This window comes from Bradyrhizobium sp. WU425 (genome assembly GCF_021052305.1).
In the GTDB taxonomy this organism is placed as follows: domain Bacteria; phylum Pseudomonadota; class Alphaproteobacteria; order Rhizobiales; family Xanthobacteraceae; genus Bradyrhizobium; species Bradyrhizobium canariense_D.
The window spans coordinates 7745104-7764661 of the sequence record NZ_CP088089.1; the positions used below are offsets into that span (position 1 = coordinate 7745104).

Below are 19558 nucleotides of genomic sequence, written 5' to 3' on the forward strand. Positions count from 1 at the left end.
CGATGTCCTCCGTCGGGAAAGGGTCCCGCGTCGCGAGCAGGTTCGCGACGCGGGGGTCTTGGGCGTGGATTTGCGGTCCACGCCAGGGAGAGGTTTTGCCTGAGAGGGAAACGGCGACGAACGCCGTGACTAACTGATAGATCTCGTCTTACTGGTAGCCCTTGGGGAACGGATCCGGCTCGACCAGATCGGCGGTCTCGTAGATCAGTTCGAACTGGCCATCGAGCTTGGCGCGTCCCACCCGGGTCTTCGACCAGAGGTGATGATTTTCGTGGATGCGCACATAGCCTTCCGGAGCGCCCTTGAACTCGATGCCCGGCGACGCCGCGGCGATCTTGTCGATGTCGAAGGAGCCCGCCTTCTCCACCGTCAACTTCCACAACCACGGTCCGAGATAGGCAGCCTGGGTGACGTCTCCGATCACGGTCTTCTCGCCCCACATCTTCTTGAACGCAGGAACGAAGGTCTTGTTGTTCGGATTGTCGAGCGACTGGAAGTACTTCATGCAGGCATAGGCGCCCGCGATGTTCTCGCCGCCAATGCCGTCGATCTCGTCTTCGGTCACCGAGATCGTGAGCAGCGCCTGCTTGGAGAGGTCGATGCCGGCCGCCTTGAGCTGCTTGTAGAACGCGACGTTCGAGCCGCCGACGACGTCGGTGAAGATCACGTCGGGCTTGGTCAGCTTGATCTTGTTGATGACCGAATTGAACTGCGTATTGCCGAGCGGATAATACTCTTCGCCGACCACCTTGCCCTTCAGCACGTTCTCGACATGCTTGCGCGCAATCTTGTTCGAGGTGCGCGGCCAGATGTAGTCGGAGCCGATGAAGAAGAACGACTTGGCGCCCTTCTCCTTGGCGATCCAGTTCAGGCCGGCGAGGATCTGCTGAGTGGCTTCCTGACCTGTGTAGATCACGTTCTTGGACTGCTCGAGACCTTCGTAGAAGGTCGGGTAATAGAGCATGCCGTTGTACTGCTCCATGACGGGCAGCACGGCCTTGCGGGACGCCGAGGTCCAGCAGCCCATGATCGCCGCGACCTTGTCGTTGACCAGCAGCTTCTTGGCCTTCTCGGCAAAGGTCGGCCAGTCGCTGGCGCCGTCTTCCTGGATGAACTTGATCTTGCGACCGAGCACGCCGCCCATGGCATTGATCTGCTCGATGGCAAGCTTTTCGGCTTCGATCGAGCCGGTCTCGGAGATGGCCATGGTGCCGGTCGCCGAATGCAGGATGCCGACCGTCACCTCGGTGTCGGTGACCGCGAGACCCGTGGTGTTGACTGCCGAGGTCGCTGGGGCCTGCGCAAAAGATGCTCGCGGTAGCATGGTGATGGCCGGCACGGCCGCCATTCCCATCAATAATTTGCGCCGGAGCGGCGATAACAGGCCCTTGTTCGCTTCGTCTGACATGAGCACCCCACTGTTGTTCGAGGACACGCGATTGGTGCCGTGAGGATGGCTCGAATTTGTGCACTGCAAGCATACGCAAGATCGCGTATACTGCACCGCAAAATGACGACGTAGGCTTTTGGTACGGATTTTGCGAGGGGGTCCGGCGCGTTCGGGAGTAGGAGTGGGGGCTGAAGTGGCAGGGCGGCAGCGAATAGATCGCGTCAGGCGCCAGTACAACCAATGGGTCGCCAACCAGACGCTGGAAGACTACGCGCTGCGCTTCACCGCCAAGAGCGCGCGCCGGTGGTCCGCTGCCCGCGTCGCCAACACTGCCCTGGGCGCCATCTCCTTTCTCGCGCTTGAGGCGATCGGCGGCACCATCACCCTGAATTACGGGGTTACCAACGCCACCGCCGCGATCCTCGTCGTCTCCATCATCATCTTCTGCTGCGGCGTCCCGATTGCCTATTATGCCGCCAAATGCGGCATCGACATTGACCTGCTCACCCGCGGCGCCGGCTTCGGTTATATCGGCTCGACCGTCACGTCGCTGATCTACGCCTCCTTCACCTTCATCTTCTTCGCGATCGAAGCGGTGATCCTGGCCACGGCGCTCGAGATGTGCTTCGGCATTCCGCGCCCGATCGGCTATCTCATCAGCGCGGTCGCGATCATCCCGCTTGTCACCTACGGCATCACGCTGATCAGCCGCTTCCAGCTCTGGACGCAGCCGATCTGGATCATCCTGCACATCCTGCCCTTCGCGGCGATCGCCTGGGCCAACCCTTACTCGGTCACGGAATGGCGCAAATTCGCCGGCGAGCACGGCGACCCCAGCGGACATTTCGATCTACTGCTGTTCGGCGTAGCATCCTCCGTGGTGTTTTCGCTGGTGGCTCAGATCGGCGAGCAGGTCGACTTCCTCAGGTTTCTGCCGCGCGACCGCCGCACCTCGCGAACGTCGTGGTGGGCCGCCCTGCTGATCGCGGGGCCCGGCTGGATCATCTTCGGCGCGCTGAAATTGCTGCTGGGCTCGTTTCTCGCCTTCTTCGCGCTGAGCCACGGCCTCTCCAGCGAGCTGGCGGCCGAGCCTGCGCACATGTATCTCGAGGCGTTTCGCTACGTGTTGTCGCAGCCGGACATGGCTCTGGCACTCACCGGCGCGTTCGTGATCCTGTCGCAGCTCAAGATCAACGTCACCAACGCCTATGCAGGCTCGATCGCCTGGTCGAACTTCTTCTCGCGTCTCACTCATAGCCATCCGGGCCGGGTCGTCTGGCTGGTGTTCAACGTGATGGTGGCCTTGCTGCTGATGGAGATCGGCGTCTACAAGGCGCTGGAGCAGACGCTCGCGCTCTACTCCAATGTCGCGATCGCCTGGGTCGGTGCGCTGGTCTCTGATCTCGTGGTCAACAAGCCCCTCGGCCTGCGCCCGCCGCAGATGGAGTTCAAGCGCGCCCATCTCTACGACATCAACCCGGTCGGCGTCGGCGCGATGACGATCGCGACCATCGTCTCGATCGCGGCATTCTACGGCCTGTTCGGCTCGACCATGAAAGCGCTCGCGGCCTTCGTCGCGCTGACGGTCGCCTTCGTCACCGCGCCCGTCATCGCCTGGCTCACCGACGGAAAATATTACATCGCGCGCAAGCCGAAGAGGAGTTGGGCCAACATCGAATCGATCCAGTGCTGCATCTGCGAGCACCATTTCGAGCCGGAGGACATGACCTCCTGTCCTGCCTATGCCGGCCCGATCTGCTCGCTATGCTGCTCGCTCGATGCGCGCTGCCACGATTTGTGCAAACCGCATGCGCGCGCGCAGGTGCAGTTCGCCGACGCACTCGCCAGGATCTTGCCGCAGGCGATCTATCAGCGGATCAACTCGCAGTTCGGCCACTACATCGGTGTGTTCGTGGTCTCCGCGGGCCTCGTCGCGCTGGTGCTGGGGCTGATTTACCTCCAGAGCTCGGTCAGCGTGCCTGGCGAGAACATGCTCGTCTCCAACGTGCTCTGGAAGGTGTTCTTCTCGCTCAGCATCATCATCGGCGTGGTGGCCTGGCTGTTCGTGCTGGCGCAGCAGAGCCGACGGGCCGCCGAGGCCGAGACCCGACGCCAGACCACGCTGCTGATTCAGGAGATCGACGCCCACAAGCGCACCGATGCCGAGCTCCAGCGCGCCAAGGAAATCGCAGAATCCGCCAACCTCGCCAAGAGCCGCTACGTGGTGGGCCTGAGCCACGAGCTGCGCTCGCCGCTGAATGCGATCAGCGGCTATGCCCAACTCCTGGAGCAGGACACCACGCTCAACACCAAGCCGCGCGACCAGGTCCGCGTCGTCCGCCGCAGCGCCGATCACCTCTCCGGCCTGATCGACGGCATTCTGGACATCTCCAAGATCGAGGCGGGGCGGCTGTACCTGTCGCGCGACGAGGTGCGCCTGACCGAATTCCTCGACCAGCTCGTCGGCATGTTCCGCCTTCAGGCCGCGGCCAAGAGCATCGACTTCGTGTTCAGGCGGCCGGCGCATTTGCCGGTCGTGGTCTATGCCGACGAGAAGCGGCTGCGCCAGGTGCTGATCAATCTGCTGTCCAACGCGATCAAATTCACCCAGGTCGGCAGTGTGCAGTTCGTGGTGCACTATCGCAGCCCGGTCGCGGAGTTCGAGGTGATCGACACCGGCCCCGGCATCCAGGGCGACGATCTCGAACGCATCTTCGCACCTTTCGAACGTGGCGCGCTCGGTGTCTCGCAGCCGCAGACCGGCACGGGGCTGGGCCTCACCATCAGCCGGTTGCTCGCCGGCGTCATGGGCGGCGACATCAAGGTCTTGAGCACGGTCGGCAGCGGCAGCACGTTCAAGGTCAAGATGCTGCTATCCGAAGTCACCAATCCGCAGCGCATTGCGCCGGTGGAGGCCCCGATCTCGGGCTATCACGGCGCGCGCAAGACCATCCTCATCACCGACGACGATCCCGTGCATCGCGACCTCCTGCGCGAGGTGTTGACCCCACTCGGCTTCATCCTGCTCAGCGCGCCCGACGGGCCTGGCTGCCTGGCGCTAGCCCAGCACTGCCGGCCTGATCTGTTCCTGCTCGATATCTCCATGCCTGGCATGGACGGCTGGACGGTGGCGGAGACGCTGCGCGCCAGCGGCCACCATCAGGCGCGCATCCTGATGGTGTCTGCCAGCGCGCTCGAGGCGCACGGCACACCGCTGGCACAGCCTTTCCACGACGGCTACCTGATGAAGCCGATCGATATTCCCAGGCTTTTGGAAAGTATCCGCCAGCTTCTCAAGGTCGAATGGCAATACGGCTCGGAGGAGATCGCGGTGCCGCTGTGGCGGCCGGAGAGCGGCTCGCGGCCGCCTGTACGACACATCGAGGCTCTGATCGGGCTCGGTCAGATCGGCTACGTCAAGGCTATCCAGTTGAAGCTGGACGAGATCGGCAGTGAGCACCCTGAACATGCCGACTTCGTCGCGGAAATGCGGTCGCTGATCGACCGCTTCGATCTCGGCCAGTACATGGCCACATTGAAGACGTTGCATGCGTATGAGCACTGAGTCGAAAAAGCGCGACGTCGCGCTCGTTGTTGACGACTCCCCGGAGACGCTGCGGCTGCTCACCGACGCGCTCGACAGCGCCGGGATGACGGTGATGGTGGCGCTCGATGGCGCGGCCGCGATGCGTATCGTCGACCAAATCACGCCTGACATCGTGCTGCTCGACGCTGTGATGCCGGGCATGGACGGGTTCGAGACCTGCCGCCGCCTCAAGCGCGATGCGGGCCTTGCCAATGTCCCGGTGATATTCATGACGGGGCTCGCCGAGACCGAGCACATCGTGCGCGGGCTGGAGGCCGGCGGCGTCGACTACGTGACCAAGCCGATCGTGATCGAGGAGATGCTGGCGCGGATCCGCGTTCATCTCGGCAATGCGCGGCTGACGCAAAGCGCACGCGCCGCGCTCGATGTCTCCGGCCGATTCCTGTTCGCGGTCAACCGCCAGGGCAAATTGTTGTGGGCGACCCCGCAGGCGCAGAAGCTGCTGGCGGACCACCACGGCGCGCAGGCCGACGACGATTTCGTCCTGCCGGTATCATTGCTGCAATGGCTGGAGCAGGCGAAGGGCAAGGGCAGCTCGAAGTCTCAGGCGGCTTCCTTGCCCGACAATCCTCAGCTCCGGCTGTACTACATGGGCGAGACCGCACCGAACGAGTTCCTGCTGCGGCTCTCCAGGGAATCCGGCACCGCGCCGCCACCCGAGTTCACCAGCGAGCTCGGCCTCACTACCCGCGAAGGCGAGGTGCTGGCCTGGCTCAGCAAGGGCAAAACCAACCGCGACATCGCGCAGATTTTGGGCTTGAGCCCGCGCACGGTCGACAAGCATCTCGAGCAGATCTACTCCAAGCTTGGAGTCGAGAACCGGACCGCGGCTGCGGCGATTGCAACGAATGCGACAAGAAGGAATTCGTAGTCTTGCTCCGAGTGAGTTGGGATGTGACTCAGCACACCGTGTCGTCCCGGCGAAGGCCGGGACCCATAACCCCAGGGAGTGATTTGGCGAAGACTAGTCGTTCGGACTAGCACCGTCCGCAATCGATAGGCCTCGCTGTATGGGTCCCGGCCCCCGTGCGCAATTGCGCACTAGGCCGGGACGACGTTGCAATGCTTGGTTAGCGCCTAGTCCTCACCCGTACACAAACTCCCCGCCATCCAGATTCGTCTTCGGGATCTCGTCCTTTTCGGTCCAGTAATCCTGGCTGTGCTGCCATTCCGGCTTGTCGCCGCGCTTGGGCAGCAGGTCCATGTTGCGCATCATGTAGCCGGGATTGAAGTTTTCCGGATCGATCCAGGGCAGGATCGGCATGTTGTGGTCTTCGGCGCGTAACTTGACCTCGACCTTCTTCTTGCCTTTGGCCTTCATGTGACCGAGCAGGCGGCAGACGAAGTCAGCGACGAGATCGACGCGCAGCGTCCAGCTGGCGCGGAAATAGCCGAAGACCCAGACCATGTTCGGCACGCCCGTGAACATCATGCCGCGATAGGTGACGGTGTCGCCGAAAGCGAGCGGCTTGCCGTCGACCTCGAAGGCGATGTCGCCGAGCGCCGCGAGATTGAAGCCGGTTGCGGTGACGATGACGTCGGCCTCAAGCAGCTTGCCGGATTTGAGCTGGATGCCGTTCTCAACGAAGAACTCGATCTCGTCGGTGACGACGGACGCCTTGCCGCTGGCGATGCCCTTGAACAGATCGGCATCGGGCACGAAGGCGATGCGCTGCCGCCACGGCCGGTAGCTCGGCGTGAAATGCGTGTCGACATCGTACTCCGGACCGAGCACAGCGCTGATCTGCCCGATCAGCTCCTTTTTCACCTGCTCGGGTTTTGACAAGCAAAGCTTGGTGAACGCGTCCTGCTCGAACAGGATCTTGCGGCGAACGATCTCGTGGATCCAGGCCTCGTCGACCTGCAGCCGGCGCAGCTCCTCCGCGATCTCGATGGCGTTGCGGCCGAGACGGAAATAGGTCGGCGAACGCTGCAGCATCGTGACATGCGCGCATTTGTCGGCAATGTTCGGCACCAGCGTCGCCGCCGTCGCGCCGGAGCCGATCACGACGACTTTCTTGTTCGCGAGGTCGATATCATCAGGCCAGGTCTGCGGATGAACGATGCGGCCCTTGAAGCGATCGGTACCTTTCCATTCCGGCGTATAGCCTTCCGAATGGCGGTAATAGCCCTGGCACATCCAGAGGAAGTTCGCAGTGAATGTTTTCGCTTCGCCGGTGTCGGTCGTCACCGCCTCGATAGTCCAGAGGTTTTGCTCGCTCGACCAGCTCGCCGAATTGATCTTGTGCTTGTAGCGGATATGCCGCGCGATATCGTTTTCGTCGATCACCTCGTTCATGTAGGCGAGGATTTCCTCGGCGGTCGCGATCGGCGGCCCGACCCAGGGCTTGAAGCTATAACCGAAGGTGTGGAGATCGCTGTCGGAGCGGATGCCGGGATAGCGATGCGTGGTCCACGTGCCGCCGAACGTCGCCTGCGTTTCCAGGATGACGAAGCTCGCACCCGGAAGCTGCTTGGTCATGTGATAGGCGCTGCCGATGCCCGAGATGCCGGCGCCGACGATCAGCACGTCGAAATGTTCAGAAGCCTGTTTGGCCGTGGCGTGACTGCGAACAGCGACATTCATTGTTGCTTCTATGCCTTGCTTGTTTTTGTGGCCGCCCTTGGTTGGGCGGCGCGTTTCCTCCGCGACGGACATGGTCGCCCATCGCGCTTCCGCTTCAAGATGACATAGATCGGGTCGCGGTCAAATCACAGCGCCGCACCCCAGCTCCGCGCGGTCTGCAAGATCCAGTCGCGATAGAGCGTGAGCGGCGTAACACCGGTCAGCCCGCCGCAGCCGGCGGCTCCGTTCGGCCCCGTGGACCAGCTGATGACGCCGACGAGCACGGATCCGGTCGGCTTGTCCTCGAACACGGGACCGCCGGAATCGCCGGTGCAGGCGCCAATTCCGTCGCGAACACCGTTGGTTACGGGGTCGACCAGCCGGATCTGGAGCGTGCCGGGCTGACCCGTCGCGACGAGGCCGGCAACACGCGTCGCGCCGCCACTCTTGCCCTCGCCACGCACGGTGACGCCGATACCGGCGACGACGAAGCGGCTGCCGACTTGGATCGGAATATTCGGCGCGCCGACGGGCACCGTCGATTTTCCCTTGAGTGGAATTTCCAGCTGCAGCAGCGCCACGTCGGCGGTAGCGCGATGCGCTTGCATTGCCTGCATGTTGAAATTCGGATGGATCGCGACGGTGCGGACATTCAGCAGTTGCGGCTGCCCGTCGGTGCCGCGATCGACGATCTTGTAGTCCGCGCCGGGTTGCACGCAGTGGGCGACGGTAAGCACCAGCTTTGGCGCAACGAGGGTGCCGGTACAGAAATTGCCGCGCGAGCCGACGATCGTGACGACGGCGCGCGCGACGCCATCGGCCTGGGGCGTGCCGCCACCAACGATGGCATAAGCGGGCGTGGCGAGCGGCAGCGCGATCGCAATGAGGGTTACGAGCTTCTTCATGGGAACACGCTTTGGTGTTGGCGTCGGTGACAGCATTAGGATGGCTTCGGACTGGCCCTTGCCGATAGCGCATGCTAGCGCTCTTGGAAAGGAATTGACGAGGGCGGGATCTTGACGATCGAGGCTGTGATCTTTGATTTTGGTGGCGTGCTGACGAGTTCGCCGTTTGAAGCGTTCACGCGGTTCGAGACAGAGCGTGGCCTGCCCATCGACATCATCCGGCGCACCAATGCCGCCAATCATCTGGAAAATGCCTGGGCCAAGTTCGAGCGCGCCGAGGTCGATATCGACACGTTCGACAGACTGTTCGCGACGGAATCGCTGGCGCTCGGCGCGGAGGTGCGCGGCCGCGACGTGCTGCCGCTGCTTCAGGGCGATCTGCGCCCCGAGATGGTCGAAGCGTTGAAGCGCATCAAGGCGCAATTCAAGACCGGCTGCATTACCAACAATCTGCCGGCCAATGCGATCGGCAGCATGACCGGGCGCTCACTCTATGTCGCCGAGGTGATGGTGCTGTTCGACCATGTCATCGAGTCCGCCAAAATCGGCCTGCGCAAGCCCGACCCGCGCATCTATCAGCTGATGGTCGAAACGCTGAAGGTCGATCCGAAGAATTGCGTCTATCTCGACGATCTCGGCGTCAATCTGAAGCCGGCACGCGAGATGGGCATGACGACGATCAAGGTCACCAGCGGCGCCCAGGCGATCGCCGGGCTCGAGGCCGCGACGGGATTGAAGCTGAGCTAGAGCGTCATTCTCCGTCATTGCGAGCTATCGCCGAGCCAGAACTACTCCGCCGCAGCTGCGATCCGCTCCGGAAACGCCGCGGCAAGTGAGGCGCGATCGGGCTTCAGCACGCCGCGCTCGGTGATGAGGCCGGTGATGAGCCGTGCCGGGGTCACGTCGAAGGCATAGTTCGCGACCGGCGAGCCCTCCGGCACGATGCGCACGGTCTCAAGCCTTCCGTCCGCGGTGCGGCCGGTCATGTCGGTGACTTCCGTGCCGCTGCGCTGCTCGATCGGGATGTCGCGGATGCCGTCATCAACGGCGAAATCGATCGTCGGCGACGGCAGCGCGACATAGAACGGCACATTATTGTCGTGAGCGGCGAGCGCCTTCAAATATGTGCCGATCTTGTTGCAGACATCGCCATTGGCGGCAACGCGATCGGTGCCGACGATGGCGAGATCGACCATGCCGTGCTGCATCAGATGCCCGCCGGTGTTGTCCGGAATCACCGTATGCGCCACGCCGTGATGGCCAAGCTCCCAGGCCGTGAGCGAGGCGCCCTGGTTGCGCGGCCGCGTCTCGTCGACCCAGACGTGGATCTTGATGCCGCGCTCGTGCGCCAGATAGATCGGCGCCGTCGCCGTGCCCCAGTCGACGGTCGCAAGCCAGCCGGCATTGCAATGGGTCAGCACATTGACGGTCTCGCCCGGCTTCTTCCTTGCGACGATCGCCTCGATGAGTTTCAGGCCGTTGCCGGCGATGCCGCGGTTGATCTCGACGTCCTGCTCGACGATCTCGTCGGCGCGCGCATAGGCGGCCTCCGCGCGCTCCAGTGCATCGATCGGCGCGAGGCTCGCGCGCATCTCGTCCAGGGCCCATTTCAGATTGATCGCGGTCGGCCGCGCCACCACGAGCGTGTCGTAGGCGCGCTTCAGGCCGGCGTCGGAAGCGTCCTCGCGCATCGCCAGCGCCATGCCGTAAGCTGCGGTCGCGCCGATCAGTGGCGCACCGCGCACCAGCATGTCGCGGATGGCGAGGGCCGCGTCCTCGCATGAGGTCAGCTTCGCAACGATGAACTCATGCGGCAGCCGGCGCTGGTCGATCGCTCCGACCGACCAGCCGTCGCGCTCACGCCAGATGCTGCGGAAATGCTTGCCGTCGACCTTCATGGGATTCTGCCTTTCGTATCACGTTCGCAGGATGCGCCCGGCCACCGCGTCGAGCTTCTTCAAGAGCTCGGGATCGCGCGCCTCGGGCGCGGTGATCAGCGCGGTATCGAGCGCGCGGTCCGAGCCGATCGGGCACGGCTCATGCTCGCGCGGGAAGTCTTTCGCCAGCCGCGCCACCAGCGCTTTTGCCTTGTCGGCGTTCGAGCTCAGAACGCGGATGATGTCCTGCACGGTGACGGCGTCGTGATCAGGATGCCAGCAATCGAAATCCGTCACCATCGCGACGGTGGCGTAGCAAAGCTCCGCCTCACGCGCGAGTTTCGCCTCGGGCATGTTGGTCATGCCGATTACGGAATAGCCAAGCGTCTTGTAGGTCATGCTTTCCGCATAGGTCGAGAATTGCGGTCCCTCCATGCAGACATAGGTGCCGCCGCGCGCAAACGCGATGCCCTCGGCTTCGGCCGCCGTGGCAAGGTGGATGCGCAGCCGCGGCGAGACCGGGTGCGCCATCGACACATGCGCGACGCATCCCCTCCCGAAGAACGAGCTCTCGCGTTTGTGGGTACGATCGACGAACTGGTCGACGAGAACGAAGGTTCCCGGCGGCAGTTCCTCCCTGAACGAGCCGCAGGCCGACAGCGAGATCAGGTCTGTGACCCCTGCGCGCTTGAGGACGTCGATATTGGCGCGATAATTGATGTCGGAGGGCGACAGCCGGTGGCCCTTGTCGTGGCGCGGCAGGAACACGATCGGCAGGCCGGCAATCGAGCCGCGCCGCAGGGGTGCCGACGGTTCACCCCAGGGACTCCTGATCACCTCTTCGCGAGCGTCCTCCAGCCCCGGCAGATCGTAGATGCCGGAGCCGCCGATGATGCCCAATACCGCCTGCGTCATGCCTGCTCCACCCCGTTCGCGCCATCGCGATTCCGTGGAGAAGCTATGCCAGTTTTACGTCGGTTTTGGAACGGGTGATGGGGTCAAGAGGTGCCGTCAGGAGAACGCGCGCCAGCACTCCCGGCTATGCCGCGGCCGCCGACCGCAGCTGGGTCGCGACCATGCGCTCCAGCGTCTCGACGGACTGGAAGTTCTCCGGTGTGATCTCGACCTGGGGAATCGTGAAGTCGAATTCGGCTTCGACGCCGAGCATCAGATTGACCATGTCCATCGAGGTCAGGCCGACGTCGACGAGCTTGGCCTGCGGCGTGACCTCAGCGGAGAGCGAGTTCTGCGCGAGGATGCCCTTCACCAGCTTGATGATGCGATTGCGCAACTCGGTATCGAAAGCCTGCATCGGTAAATTCCCATCTGTCGACAAAGGTCGGACCGGTTGCCGGCTACGATGGGCACGGCGGGCCGATCCCGCAATGGACGCCACCATTACTTCGCGTTTCTTAGTAAACGATGACTCAGATTGTTGGATTTCCGGCTTCTTACAGATCCCTAACGCGATCGCGGAAATCCGGACGAGGCAAACAACCCGAACTTAACTGTTCGTTCGGAATTGGGCTTTGTTTACCCTCTATTTCATCGACGAATTTGAATTAAATCCGTAGCCTCATCTCATAAGCAAAGATGGTCGAAGGAATCGCTCAAGCGGCATCGCGAATGATGCCGGCGATCCTGAACGGCAAACCGGAGGCGGACGATATGAACGTGCGTGAAGCAGTCCTCACTGTCGACGAGACGCAGACGAGCTTTCTCGAGCATGGTCCCTCTCTCATTGAGCGCGCCGCCCGCACCGCCACCGTGGCGGCTGCCGACGCAGACGGGGTCGATCGCGATGCCCGCTTCCCCCACAAGGCTTTCGAGGTTGCGCGTGAGCAGAAGCTGCTCGGCGTCATGATCCCGGCCGAGTTCGGCGGCTTCGGTGCCTCGATCCACGACGCCACCGACGTCTGCTACACGCTCGGACGCGCCTGCGCCTCCACGGCGATGATCTACGCCATGCACACCACGAAGGTCGCCTGCGTCGTCAGGCACGGCCACGGCATCCCCTGGATGGAAACCATGATGCGCCGGGTCGCACGCGACCAGTGGCTGCTCGCCTCCTCCACCACCGAAGGTCAGAACGGCGGCAACATCCGCGCTAGCGCCGCCGCCGTCGACGTCGCCGGCGACACTGTCTCGCTGCTGCGCGACGCCACCGTGATCTCCTACGGTGCCGAGGCCGACGGCCTCGTGACCATCGCCCGCCGCGCCACAGACGCTTCTGCGTCCGACCAGGTGCTGTTGGCGCTCGCCAGGGACGATTATTCGCTGAAGCGGACGCTGGGCTGGGAAACGCTCGGCATGCGCGGCACCTGCTCGACCGGTTTCGAGCTGAAGGTCGACTGCCCCACCGACCGCGTCTTCCCGGAATCCTACGACAAGATCCACGCCCAGACCATGACGCCGTTCGCGCATCTGTGCTGGTCCTCGGCCTGGGCTGGTATCGCTGCAGCCGCCGTTACCCGTGCGCAGGCCTTCGTCCGCAAGGCGGCCCGCACCTCGGGCGGACAGATGCCTCCGGCAGCCGCACATTTCACCGCCGCCAAGATGTCGCTGGCCAAGCTGCGGGCGCTGATATCGGCCAATATCGACGCCTTTGCTCTCGCCGAGCACGATGAACGCGCGCTCGGCTCGCTCGACTTCCAGTCTTCGATCACGCTTCTGAAGGTGCAGGCCTCGGAGCTCGCGGTCGAGACCGTGATGCATGCGATGCGCACCGCAGGCCTTTCCGGCTACCGCAATGACGGCGAGTTCACGATGGGCCGCCACCTGCGCGACGTGCTGTCGTCGCCGATCATGATCAACAACGACCGCATTCTGGCCAATGCCGCAACATCGACCCTGATGAGCGGCGTGCCGACAAGCCTTCGGGACTGACGAGCTTTCGAGACCGACGTGCCTTCGTTCAATAAGAATAATTTCAGATAGCAGGAAGCCGACAATGAACATTGCTGTTCTCCCCAACTCGCCTGAGACCGCGCCGCAGATCGCGGATCCGCTCGATCATCTCGCCGATAAGCTCTTTCATCCGATGGGCTCGGACGGCGTCTACGCCCGCACCGCGCTTTATGAGGGCATCGTCGAGCGGCTCGCCGCGCTGATCACGAGCCATCGCGAGGCCGGCACTGAGGTGATGCGCTTCCCGCCGGTGATGAGCCGATCTCAGCTTGAGAAGTCCGGCTACCTGAAGAGCTTTCCGAACCTGCTCGGCTGCGTCTGCAGCCTGCACGGCACCGAGCGCGAGATCAACGCCGCGGTAAGCCGCTTCGACGCCGGCGGTGACTGGACCAGCTCGCTCTCGCCGGCAGACCTCGTGCTGTCGCCGGCGGCCTGCTATCCCGTCTATCCGATCGCGGCGAGCCGCGGCCAGTTGCCGAAGGGTGGCCTGCGCTTCGACGTCGCCGCCGACTGCTTCCGCCGTGAACCGTCAAAACATCTCGACCGGCTGCAATCGTTCCGGATGCGGGAATATGTCTGCATCGGAAGCCCCGATGACGTGGCCGATTTCCGCGAGCGCTGGATGGTGCGCGCGCAGGCGATTGCGACCGATCTCGGTCTCACCTTCCGCGTCGACTATGCCAGCGATCCGTTCTTCGGCCGCGTCGGTCAGATGAAGGCCGTGAGCCAGAAGCAGCAGCAGCTCAAGTTCGAACTGCTGATCCCGCTGCGCTCGGAAGAGCAGCCGACCGCCTGCATGAGCTTCAATTATCACCGCGAGCATTTCGGCACGACGTGGGACATCAAGGACGCCAATGGCGAGCCGGCCCACACCGGCTGCGTCGCTTTCGGCATGGACCGGCTGGCGGTCGCCATGTTCCACACCCACGGCACCGACCCTTCCGCCTGGCCCGCCAAGGTGCGGGAGATCATGGGCCTGCAGCCGCAGATCGCGGCCGATGCCCACGGCGAAGGCTGGCGCTAACGGAACGAGGCCGGTCATTTCCACGGGAAAGACGAGCGTGATCCACACCAAGGTCCGATGCCGCGAGATCACCGAGTCCGACGTCGATGCGGTCGCGGACTTGCTGACGCGCGGCTTCGTCGGGCGCTCGCGCGGCTATTGGATCCAAGGCCTGCGCCGGCAAGCCTTCCGACCGGTACCGGATGGCTACCCGCGCTTCGGCTACATGCTCGACAATGACGGCACGCCGGTCGGCGTGCTGCTGCTGATCTACACGGCGCGGAGGGACGGCGATGAGACCGCCATCCAGTGCAATTTGTCGAGCTGGTACGTCGATCCGGCCTACCGCAACTACGCCCCGCTCCTGACCAAGATCGCGCAGCGGCACAAGGACGTCACCTATCTCAACATCAGCCCGGCGCCGTGGACCTGGCCGATTATCGAGACGCAGGGCTTTCGCGCCTATTGCAGGGGTATATTCTTCTCCGTGCCTGCGCTGGCGCGCGTCCCACGCTGGAGCAAGATCGAGGTCATCTCGCAGCACGCCAAAACGATCGACGGGCTTTCCGATGCCGAGACCGAGCTCTTGACGCGGCATGCGCGCTACAATTGCCTCAGCCTCGTCTGCCGCACGCCGAAGGGAGCGTTCCCCTTCATCCTGCAACCGGTGCGCATCCGCCGTGGCATCATTGCGCCGCCCGCGATGAAGCTGATCTACTGCCGCAACGCGGCCGAGTACACCGAATGCGCGGGCCGCATCGGCCGGCTGCTGCTGCGGCTCGGCAAGATCGCGGTCGCCGTCGATTCCAACGGCTCCGTTCCCGGCCTCGTCGGCATCTACACCGAGCGTCGCGGCCGCAAATATTTCAAGGGCCCGCACCGGCCGCAGCTCGCCGATCTCACGGATACGGAACTCGTGCTGTACGGGCCGTAGGCCCGTTTGGACCAGACATTCGATGTCCATCCGGGCCTAAGGCGCAATTGCGCAGGCCGACCGGCGCGACGCTACCTTGCACCCCCCTCCACATTGGCAGCATCTCTGCATCACGGTCACCCTCCGTAAACTACGGCGCTTAAGGGAATTTTCCCGCCTGTTCGCTAGCCTCGGCGGCTGAATTGCCCTGCGTTAAGTCTATTGCCCGCCGAGACCCCGCCGCCCCATGACGTCGATCCGCGACAACGAGCTTGATGCACGCCGCGAGCAGGGCCCGAAGGCCCTGGTCGGGCTGAGCCAGCTTGCACTCGACCACATGGAACAGGGTGTCTGCGTCTACGATGCCGGCAACCGGATCGTGCTGGTCAATCAGCGCTATCTCAGCCTGTTCAACATGTCGGCCGAAATCGTGCGGGTCGGCACGAGCTACCGCGACGTGCTCGCCCACAGTGTGGCCCTCGGCAACATCCCCGCGGGGGAAGTCGACGCACTCTATGCCGCGCGCATGGCGCGGATCGCAGCCGGCCAGCCGTTCCGGACTCAACAGACACTCGCGAGCGGCCTCGTCATGGCGCTCGAGCTGAAGCCGCTTCCCGGCGGCGGCTGGATGACGATCTGCGACGACGTCAGCCGCCTCGCCCGGCTCGAGGCGGAGCTGCGCGTGCAGACCGAGCGCAGCCAGCACGCGCTCGCCAACATGGCGCACGGCTTGATCATGTACGATGCCGACAGCCGCGTCGTCGTCTGCAACGAACGTTTCCTGAATCTCTATAACCTCGACCCGGAAATCGTGAAGCCGGGCGTCTCGCATTGTACGGTCATCGAGCATTGGATGTCGCGCGGCAACCTGCCGGGCATGCCGGGCGAGGAATTCCACGACACCAGGCTGGAGGACGTGCGCACCAGGAAGGAGAAAACCCTGCTGGTGATGCGCTATGACGGACGGATGGTGCAGGTGGTTTCCCGTTTTCTGCCCGACGGCGGCTGGGTGACGGTGCACGAAGACGTCACCGAGCGGCTGCAATACGAGGAGATGCTGAGGCAGCAGAACTTCATGCTCGATGCGGCGTTGGAGAACATGGCGCACGGACTCGCCTTCTACGACAGCGAGATGCGCCTGCGCGTCTGCAACACCACCTACCGGAAGATCTATCGGCTCTCGCCGGAGGAAGCCAAGCCGGGCACGCATCTCGGCGAACTGATCGAACGCTCGATGGCAAACGGCGCGTTCTCTTCCGAGTATAGCCCGCGACACCTCCTGGAGGCCGCCAGCGCAAGGATCGCCGACCGCAACTCCTCGCCGATACGCCGACGGATGTCGAACGGCACCACGATCTCCGTGCGCTATTGCGCCCTGGCCGAGGGTGGTTTTGTGGCCACCTACGAGGACATCACCGAGCGCGAGCACGCAGTCGAGGAGCTGAGCGAGCAGTATCGGCGCTTCGACGCGGCCCTGAACAACATGAGCCAGGGCCTGTGCATGCTCGATTCGAGCTTGCGCGTCATTGTCTGCAATCGGCGCTACATCGAGATGTACGGACTGTCACCCGAATTGGTGAAGCCGGGTGTGTCGATGCGCGAGATCATGGAGCACAGCTGCGAGCTCGGCATCCATCCAAACACCACCGCCGCGCGGCTCTATGCCGACTATGTCGAGAGGCTGCGCGAGGGCGAGCACACACTGCACCGCTATTTGGGCGACGGCCGCATCATCAAGCTCAATCACAAGCGAATGGAGCATGGCGGCTGGGTCGTCACCTATGAGGACGTTACCGAGCGCCACAAGGCCCAGGCCCGCGTTGCGCATATGGCGCGGCACGATTCGCTCACCGACCTGCCCAACCGCACGCTGTTCCGCGAGAAGATGGGCGAGGGGCTGAACCAGGTCGCAATCGCAGGTGGCGCGATGGCCGTGCTGTGCTTCGATCTCGACAATTTCAAGACCGTCAACGACCGCCTCGGACACGCGGCCGGCGACCGGCTGTTGCGCTGGGTCGCGGCGCGGCTGCAGGAGAATGTCGGCGAGCACGACACCGTCGCGCGGCTCGGTGGCGACGAGTTCGCGGTTCTCCAGCGCGGACCGCAGCCGCAATCGGCGGAAAGGCTCGCACGCCGCCTGGTGGAGATCATCGGTCACCCGCCGCCGCTGGAGAACCAGTCGATCCATGTCGGCGTCTCCGTCGGCATCGCAATCGCTCCCGATCACGGGCTCGATGCCGACGAGCTGATGAAATGCGCCGACCTCGCGCTGTACGAGGCCAAGGCCAAGGGGCGCGGCGCCTATCAGCTGTTCGAGCCCAAAATGGAGGAAGAGGCGCGCAGCCGGCACGCGCTCGAGCACGATCTGCGCGGCGCGCTGGAGGCCCGTGAATTCCACCTGGCGTTCCAACCGCAGGTGCGGCTCGACACCACCGAACTTACCGGCTTCGAGGCGCTGCTGCGCTGGAAACATCCCTCGCGCGGCCTCGTCCCGCCGGCCGAATTCATTCCGATTGCGGAAGAGAACGGGCTGATCGTTCCGATCGGAGAGTGGGTGCTGCGCACAGCCTGCGCGACCGCCGCGACCTGGCCCGATCTCACGGTCGCGGTGAACCTGTCGCCGGTGCAGTTCCGATCGCGCGGGCTGGTGACGATGGTGACGAGCGCGCTTGCGGAGGCCGGCCTGCCGCCGCATCGGCTCGAGCTCGAGGTCACCGAGACGGCGCTGCTCGACGACAGCGAGGCGACGATCGAGATCCTGCACCAGCTGCGCGCGTTGGGGGTGCGCGTCAGCCTCGACGATTTCGGGGTCGGCTATTCTTCTCTGAGCTATTTGCGCAAGTTTCCGTTCGATCGCATCAAGATCGACCGCTCCTTCGTCGGCACGCTCGGCGAAAGCCCGGAGAGCGTGGCGATCGTCCGCACCATCGCCAGCCTCGGCTCGGTGCTCGGCGTCGAGACCACGGCGGAAGGCGTCGAGACGATCGAACAACTCGACTTCGTCCGCGAATGCGGCTGCACCGCCGTGCAGGGATATTATTTCGGCAAGCCCTCGCCGGCCGCGGAGGTCGGACGCATGATCGAGACGCTGAGCGCAGTCCGCCGTGTGGCGTAAGGGCTCAGCCGAGAGCCAAATTCCGTATCTCGGCACGCCTCCAAACGACCAATTGTCGCATGTGCGCTTTTCGGCGGGATCACCGTATCGCCCCTGCGGGGCCGCCGCGCAATGCGCTTTTCTTCTCCCATGATTTCGGGGACAATCCCGTCATAACAATGAGAAACCGCGGTCCGAACGAGGCCACCGCGAGGGAGGAGTTTCGATGTCGCGATACGGGCTGAAGACCTTTGCCATTGCCGCCATGCATGCCGTCGTGAGCGCGCTGCTCGCAACCGCCGCGGGTGCACAGGATTATCCCACCAAACCGGTGACGCTGATCGTTCCATGGCCGGCCGGCGGATCGACCGACATCTCGATGCGCGCGATCGCCGACAGCGCGTCCAAGGTCCTGGGGCAGCCCATCGTGATCGACAACAAAGCCGGTGGCGGCGGTACGGTTGGACCGGCCACCATGGCCGCGGCTGCGAAGCCGGACGGCTACACCATCTCACAGCTTCCGATCACCGTCTTCCGCCTGCCCCTGATGCAGGAGGTGTCGTGGGATCCGGCAAAGGATTTTACCTACATCATACATCTCACCGGCTACACCTTCGGCGTAACCACCAGCGCGGAGTCGCAATTCAAGTCCTGGAAAGACGTGGTCGAGTTCGCGAAGGCAAATCCGGGCAAGGTGACCTACGCGACGCCCGGCACCGGCACCTCGCTTCATATCGGCATGGAGCAGATCGCCGCGATGTCCGGCATCAAGCTCACGCAGGTGCCGTTCAAGGGCGGGGCAGAGACCAACGCCGCGGTACTCGGCCAGCACACCATGCTGCAGGCCGACTCCACCGGTTGGCGACCCTTGGTCGACGCCGGCAAGCTGAAGCTTCTCATGGTGTGGACCGGCGCGCGATCACCGAACTATCCTGACGTGCCGACGCTGAAGGAACTCGGCTATCCCATGGTCTATGATTCCCCGTTCGGCATCGCCGGCCCCAAGGGCATGGATCCCAAGATCGTCGCCAAGCTGCACGACGCCTTCAAGAAGGCAGTCGAGGATCCCGCAGTGATCGCCACGCTCGCCAAATACGACATGGTGCCGAGCTACAAGAATACCGAGGACTACAAGAAGTTCGTCGTCGAGGTCACGGAATCGGAGCGCAAGGTGATCGATACGCTCGGGCTTGCGAAGAAGTAGTATTGAGCCACTTTCGTGTTCCGGGCGTGGTGCAGCGCTTCTCCAGCGCTGCACCACAGAGCCGGGACCTACCTTTGCCACGCACCTATCGA

General features: G+C 63.6%; 14 protein-coding genes. 8 read left to right on the forward strand and 6 right to left on the reverse strand.

Annotated elements, in window-relative coordinates:
• Nucleotides 1-148: 148 nt before the first annotated feature.
• A complete protein-coding gene (gene urtA / locus BcanWU425_RS36815; RefSeq protein WP_018455941.1) occupies nucleotides 149-1408 on the reverse strand; it encodes an urea ABC transporter substrate-binding protein in 1260 nt (419 codons plus the stop codon).
• A gap of 175 nt (nucleotides 1409-1583) precedes the next feature.
• Here urtA and BcanWU425_RS36820 point away from each other — a divergent pair, with 175 nt between their 5' ends.
• Together BcanWU425_RS36820 and BcanWU425_RS36825 are read left to right on the forward strand one after the other, a co-directional pair.
• The gene (locus BcanWU425_RS36820) at nucleotides 1584-4955 is read left to right on the forward strand and encodes a hybrid sensor histidine kinase/response regulator (RefSeq protein ID WP_231190985.1); all 3372 of its coding nucleotides are present in this window, start codon (nucleotides 1584-1586) and stop codon (nucleotides 4953-4955) included.
• Complete coding sequence (locus BcanWU425_RS36825) at nucleotides 4939-5868, forward strand: response regulator (protein WP_007598081.1); 930 nt, start codon at nucleotides 4939-4941, stop codon at nucleotides 5866-5868. The genes BcanWU425_RS36820 and BcanWU425_RS36825 overlap by 17 nt, the downstream gene beginning before the upstream one ends.
• Nucleotides 5869-6081: 213 nt before the next feature.
• Here the strand turns inward: BcanWU425_RS36825 and BcanWU425_RS36830 are convergent, their stop codons facing one another.
• Both BcanWU425_RS36830 and BcanWU425_RS36835 read right to left on the reverse strand, forming a co-directional pair.
• Nucleotides 6082-7584, reverse strand: coding sequence for a flavin-containing monooxygenase (locus BcanWU425_RS36830; protein ID WP_204513110.1), 1503 nt, complete (start codon nucleotides 7582-7584; stop codon nucleotides 6082-6084).
• Between the two features lie 125 nt (nucleotides 7585-7709).
• On the reverse strand, nucleotides 7710-8468 hold the full coding sequence (locus tag BcanWU425_RS36835; RefSeq protein ID WP_018455937.1) for a S1 family peptidase: 759 nt from the start codon (nucleotides 8466-8468) through the stop codon (nucleotides 7710-7712).
• 111 nt (nucleotides 8469-8579) lie between these two features.
• Between BcanWU425_RS36835 and BcanWU425_RS36840 the strand changes: the two genes are divergently transcribed.
• Nucleotides 8580-9215 (forward strand): HAD-IA family hydrolase, encoded by a 636-nt coding sequence (locus tag BcanWU425_RS36840; RefSeq protein WP_018455936.1) that lies wholly within the window; start codon nucleotides 8580-8582, stop codon nucleotides 9213-9215.
• A gap of 41 nt (nucleotides 9216-9256) precedes the next feature.
• Here BcanWU425_RS36840 and mtnA read toward each other — a convergent pair whose 3' ends face one another.
• From mtnA to BcanWU425_RS36855, 3 genes are all read right to left on the reverse strand, one after another.
• Nucleotides 9257-10366 (reverse strand): S-methyl-5-thioribose-1-phosphate isomerase, encoded by a 1110-nt coding sequence (mtnA, locus tag BcanWU425_RS36845; RefSeq protein ID WP_018455935.1) that lies wholly within the window; start codon nucleotides 10364-10366, stop codon nucleotides 9257-9259.
• Nucleotides 10367-10384: 18 nt separating this feature from the next.
• Nucleotides 10385-11260, reverse strand: a complete 876-nt coding sequence (locus BcanWU425_RS36850) for an S-methyl-5'-thioadenosine phosphorylase (RefSeq protein WP_018455934.1) — start codon at nucleotides 11258-11260, stop codon at nucleotides 10385-10387.
• 124 nt (nucleotides 11261-11384) lie between these two features.
• Complete coding sequence (locus tag BcanWU425_RS36855; protein ID WP_018455933.1) at nucleotides 11385-11657, reverse strand: phosphopantetheine-binding protein; 273 nt, start codon at nucleotides 11655-11657, stop codon at nucleotides 11385-11387.
• 356 nt (nucleotides 11658-12013) lie between these two features.
• Between BcanWU425_RS36855 and BcanWU425_RS36860 the strand changes: the two genes are divergently transcribed.
• From BcanWU425_RS36860 to BcanWU425_RS36880, 5 genes are all read left to right on the forward strand, one after another.
• Nucleotides 12014-13231, forward strand: a complete 1218-nt coding sequence (locus BcanWU425_RS36860; RefSeq protein ID WP_026233057.1) for an acyl-CoA dehydrogenase family protein — start codon at nucleotides 12014-12016, stop codon at nucleotides 13229-13231.
• A 64-nt stretch (nucleotides 13232-13295) separates the two neighbouring features.
• On the forward strand, nucleotides 13296-14276 hold the full coding sequence (locus tag BcanWU425_RS36865) for an amino acid--[acyl-carrier-protein] ligase (RefSeq protein ID WP_018455931.1): 981 nt from the start codon (nucleotides 13296-13298) through the stop codon (nucleotides 14274-14276).
• Between the two features lie 37 nt (nucleotides 14277-14313).
• Nucleotides 14314-15189, forward strand: coding sequence for a hypothetical protein (locus tag BcanWU425_RS36870; protein WP_026233056.1), 876 nt, complete (start codon nucleotides 14314-14316; stop codon nucleotides 15187-15189).
• Between the two features lie 226 nt (nucleotides 15190-15415).
• The gene (locus tag BcanWU425_RS36875) at nucleotides 15416-18283 is read left to right on the forward strand and encodes a PAS-domain containing protein (protein WP_204513109.1); all 2868 of its coding nucleotides are present in this window, start codon (nucleotides 15416-15418) and stop codon (nucleotides 18281-18283) included.
• A 205-nt stretch (nucleotides 18284-18488) separates the two neighbouring features.
• Nucleotides 18489-19466 (forward strand): tripartite tricarboxylate transporter substrate binding protein, encoded by a 978-nt coding sequence (locus BcanWU425_RS36880; protein ID WP_085349787.1) that lies wholly within the window; start codon nucleotides 18489-18491, stop codon nucleotides 19464-19466.
• The last annotated feature ends 92 nt before the right edge of the window (nucleotides 19467-19558 follow it).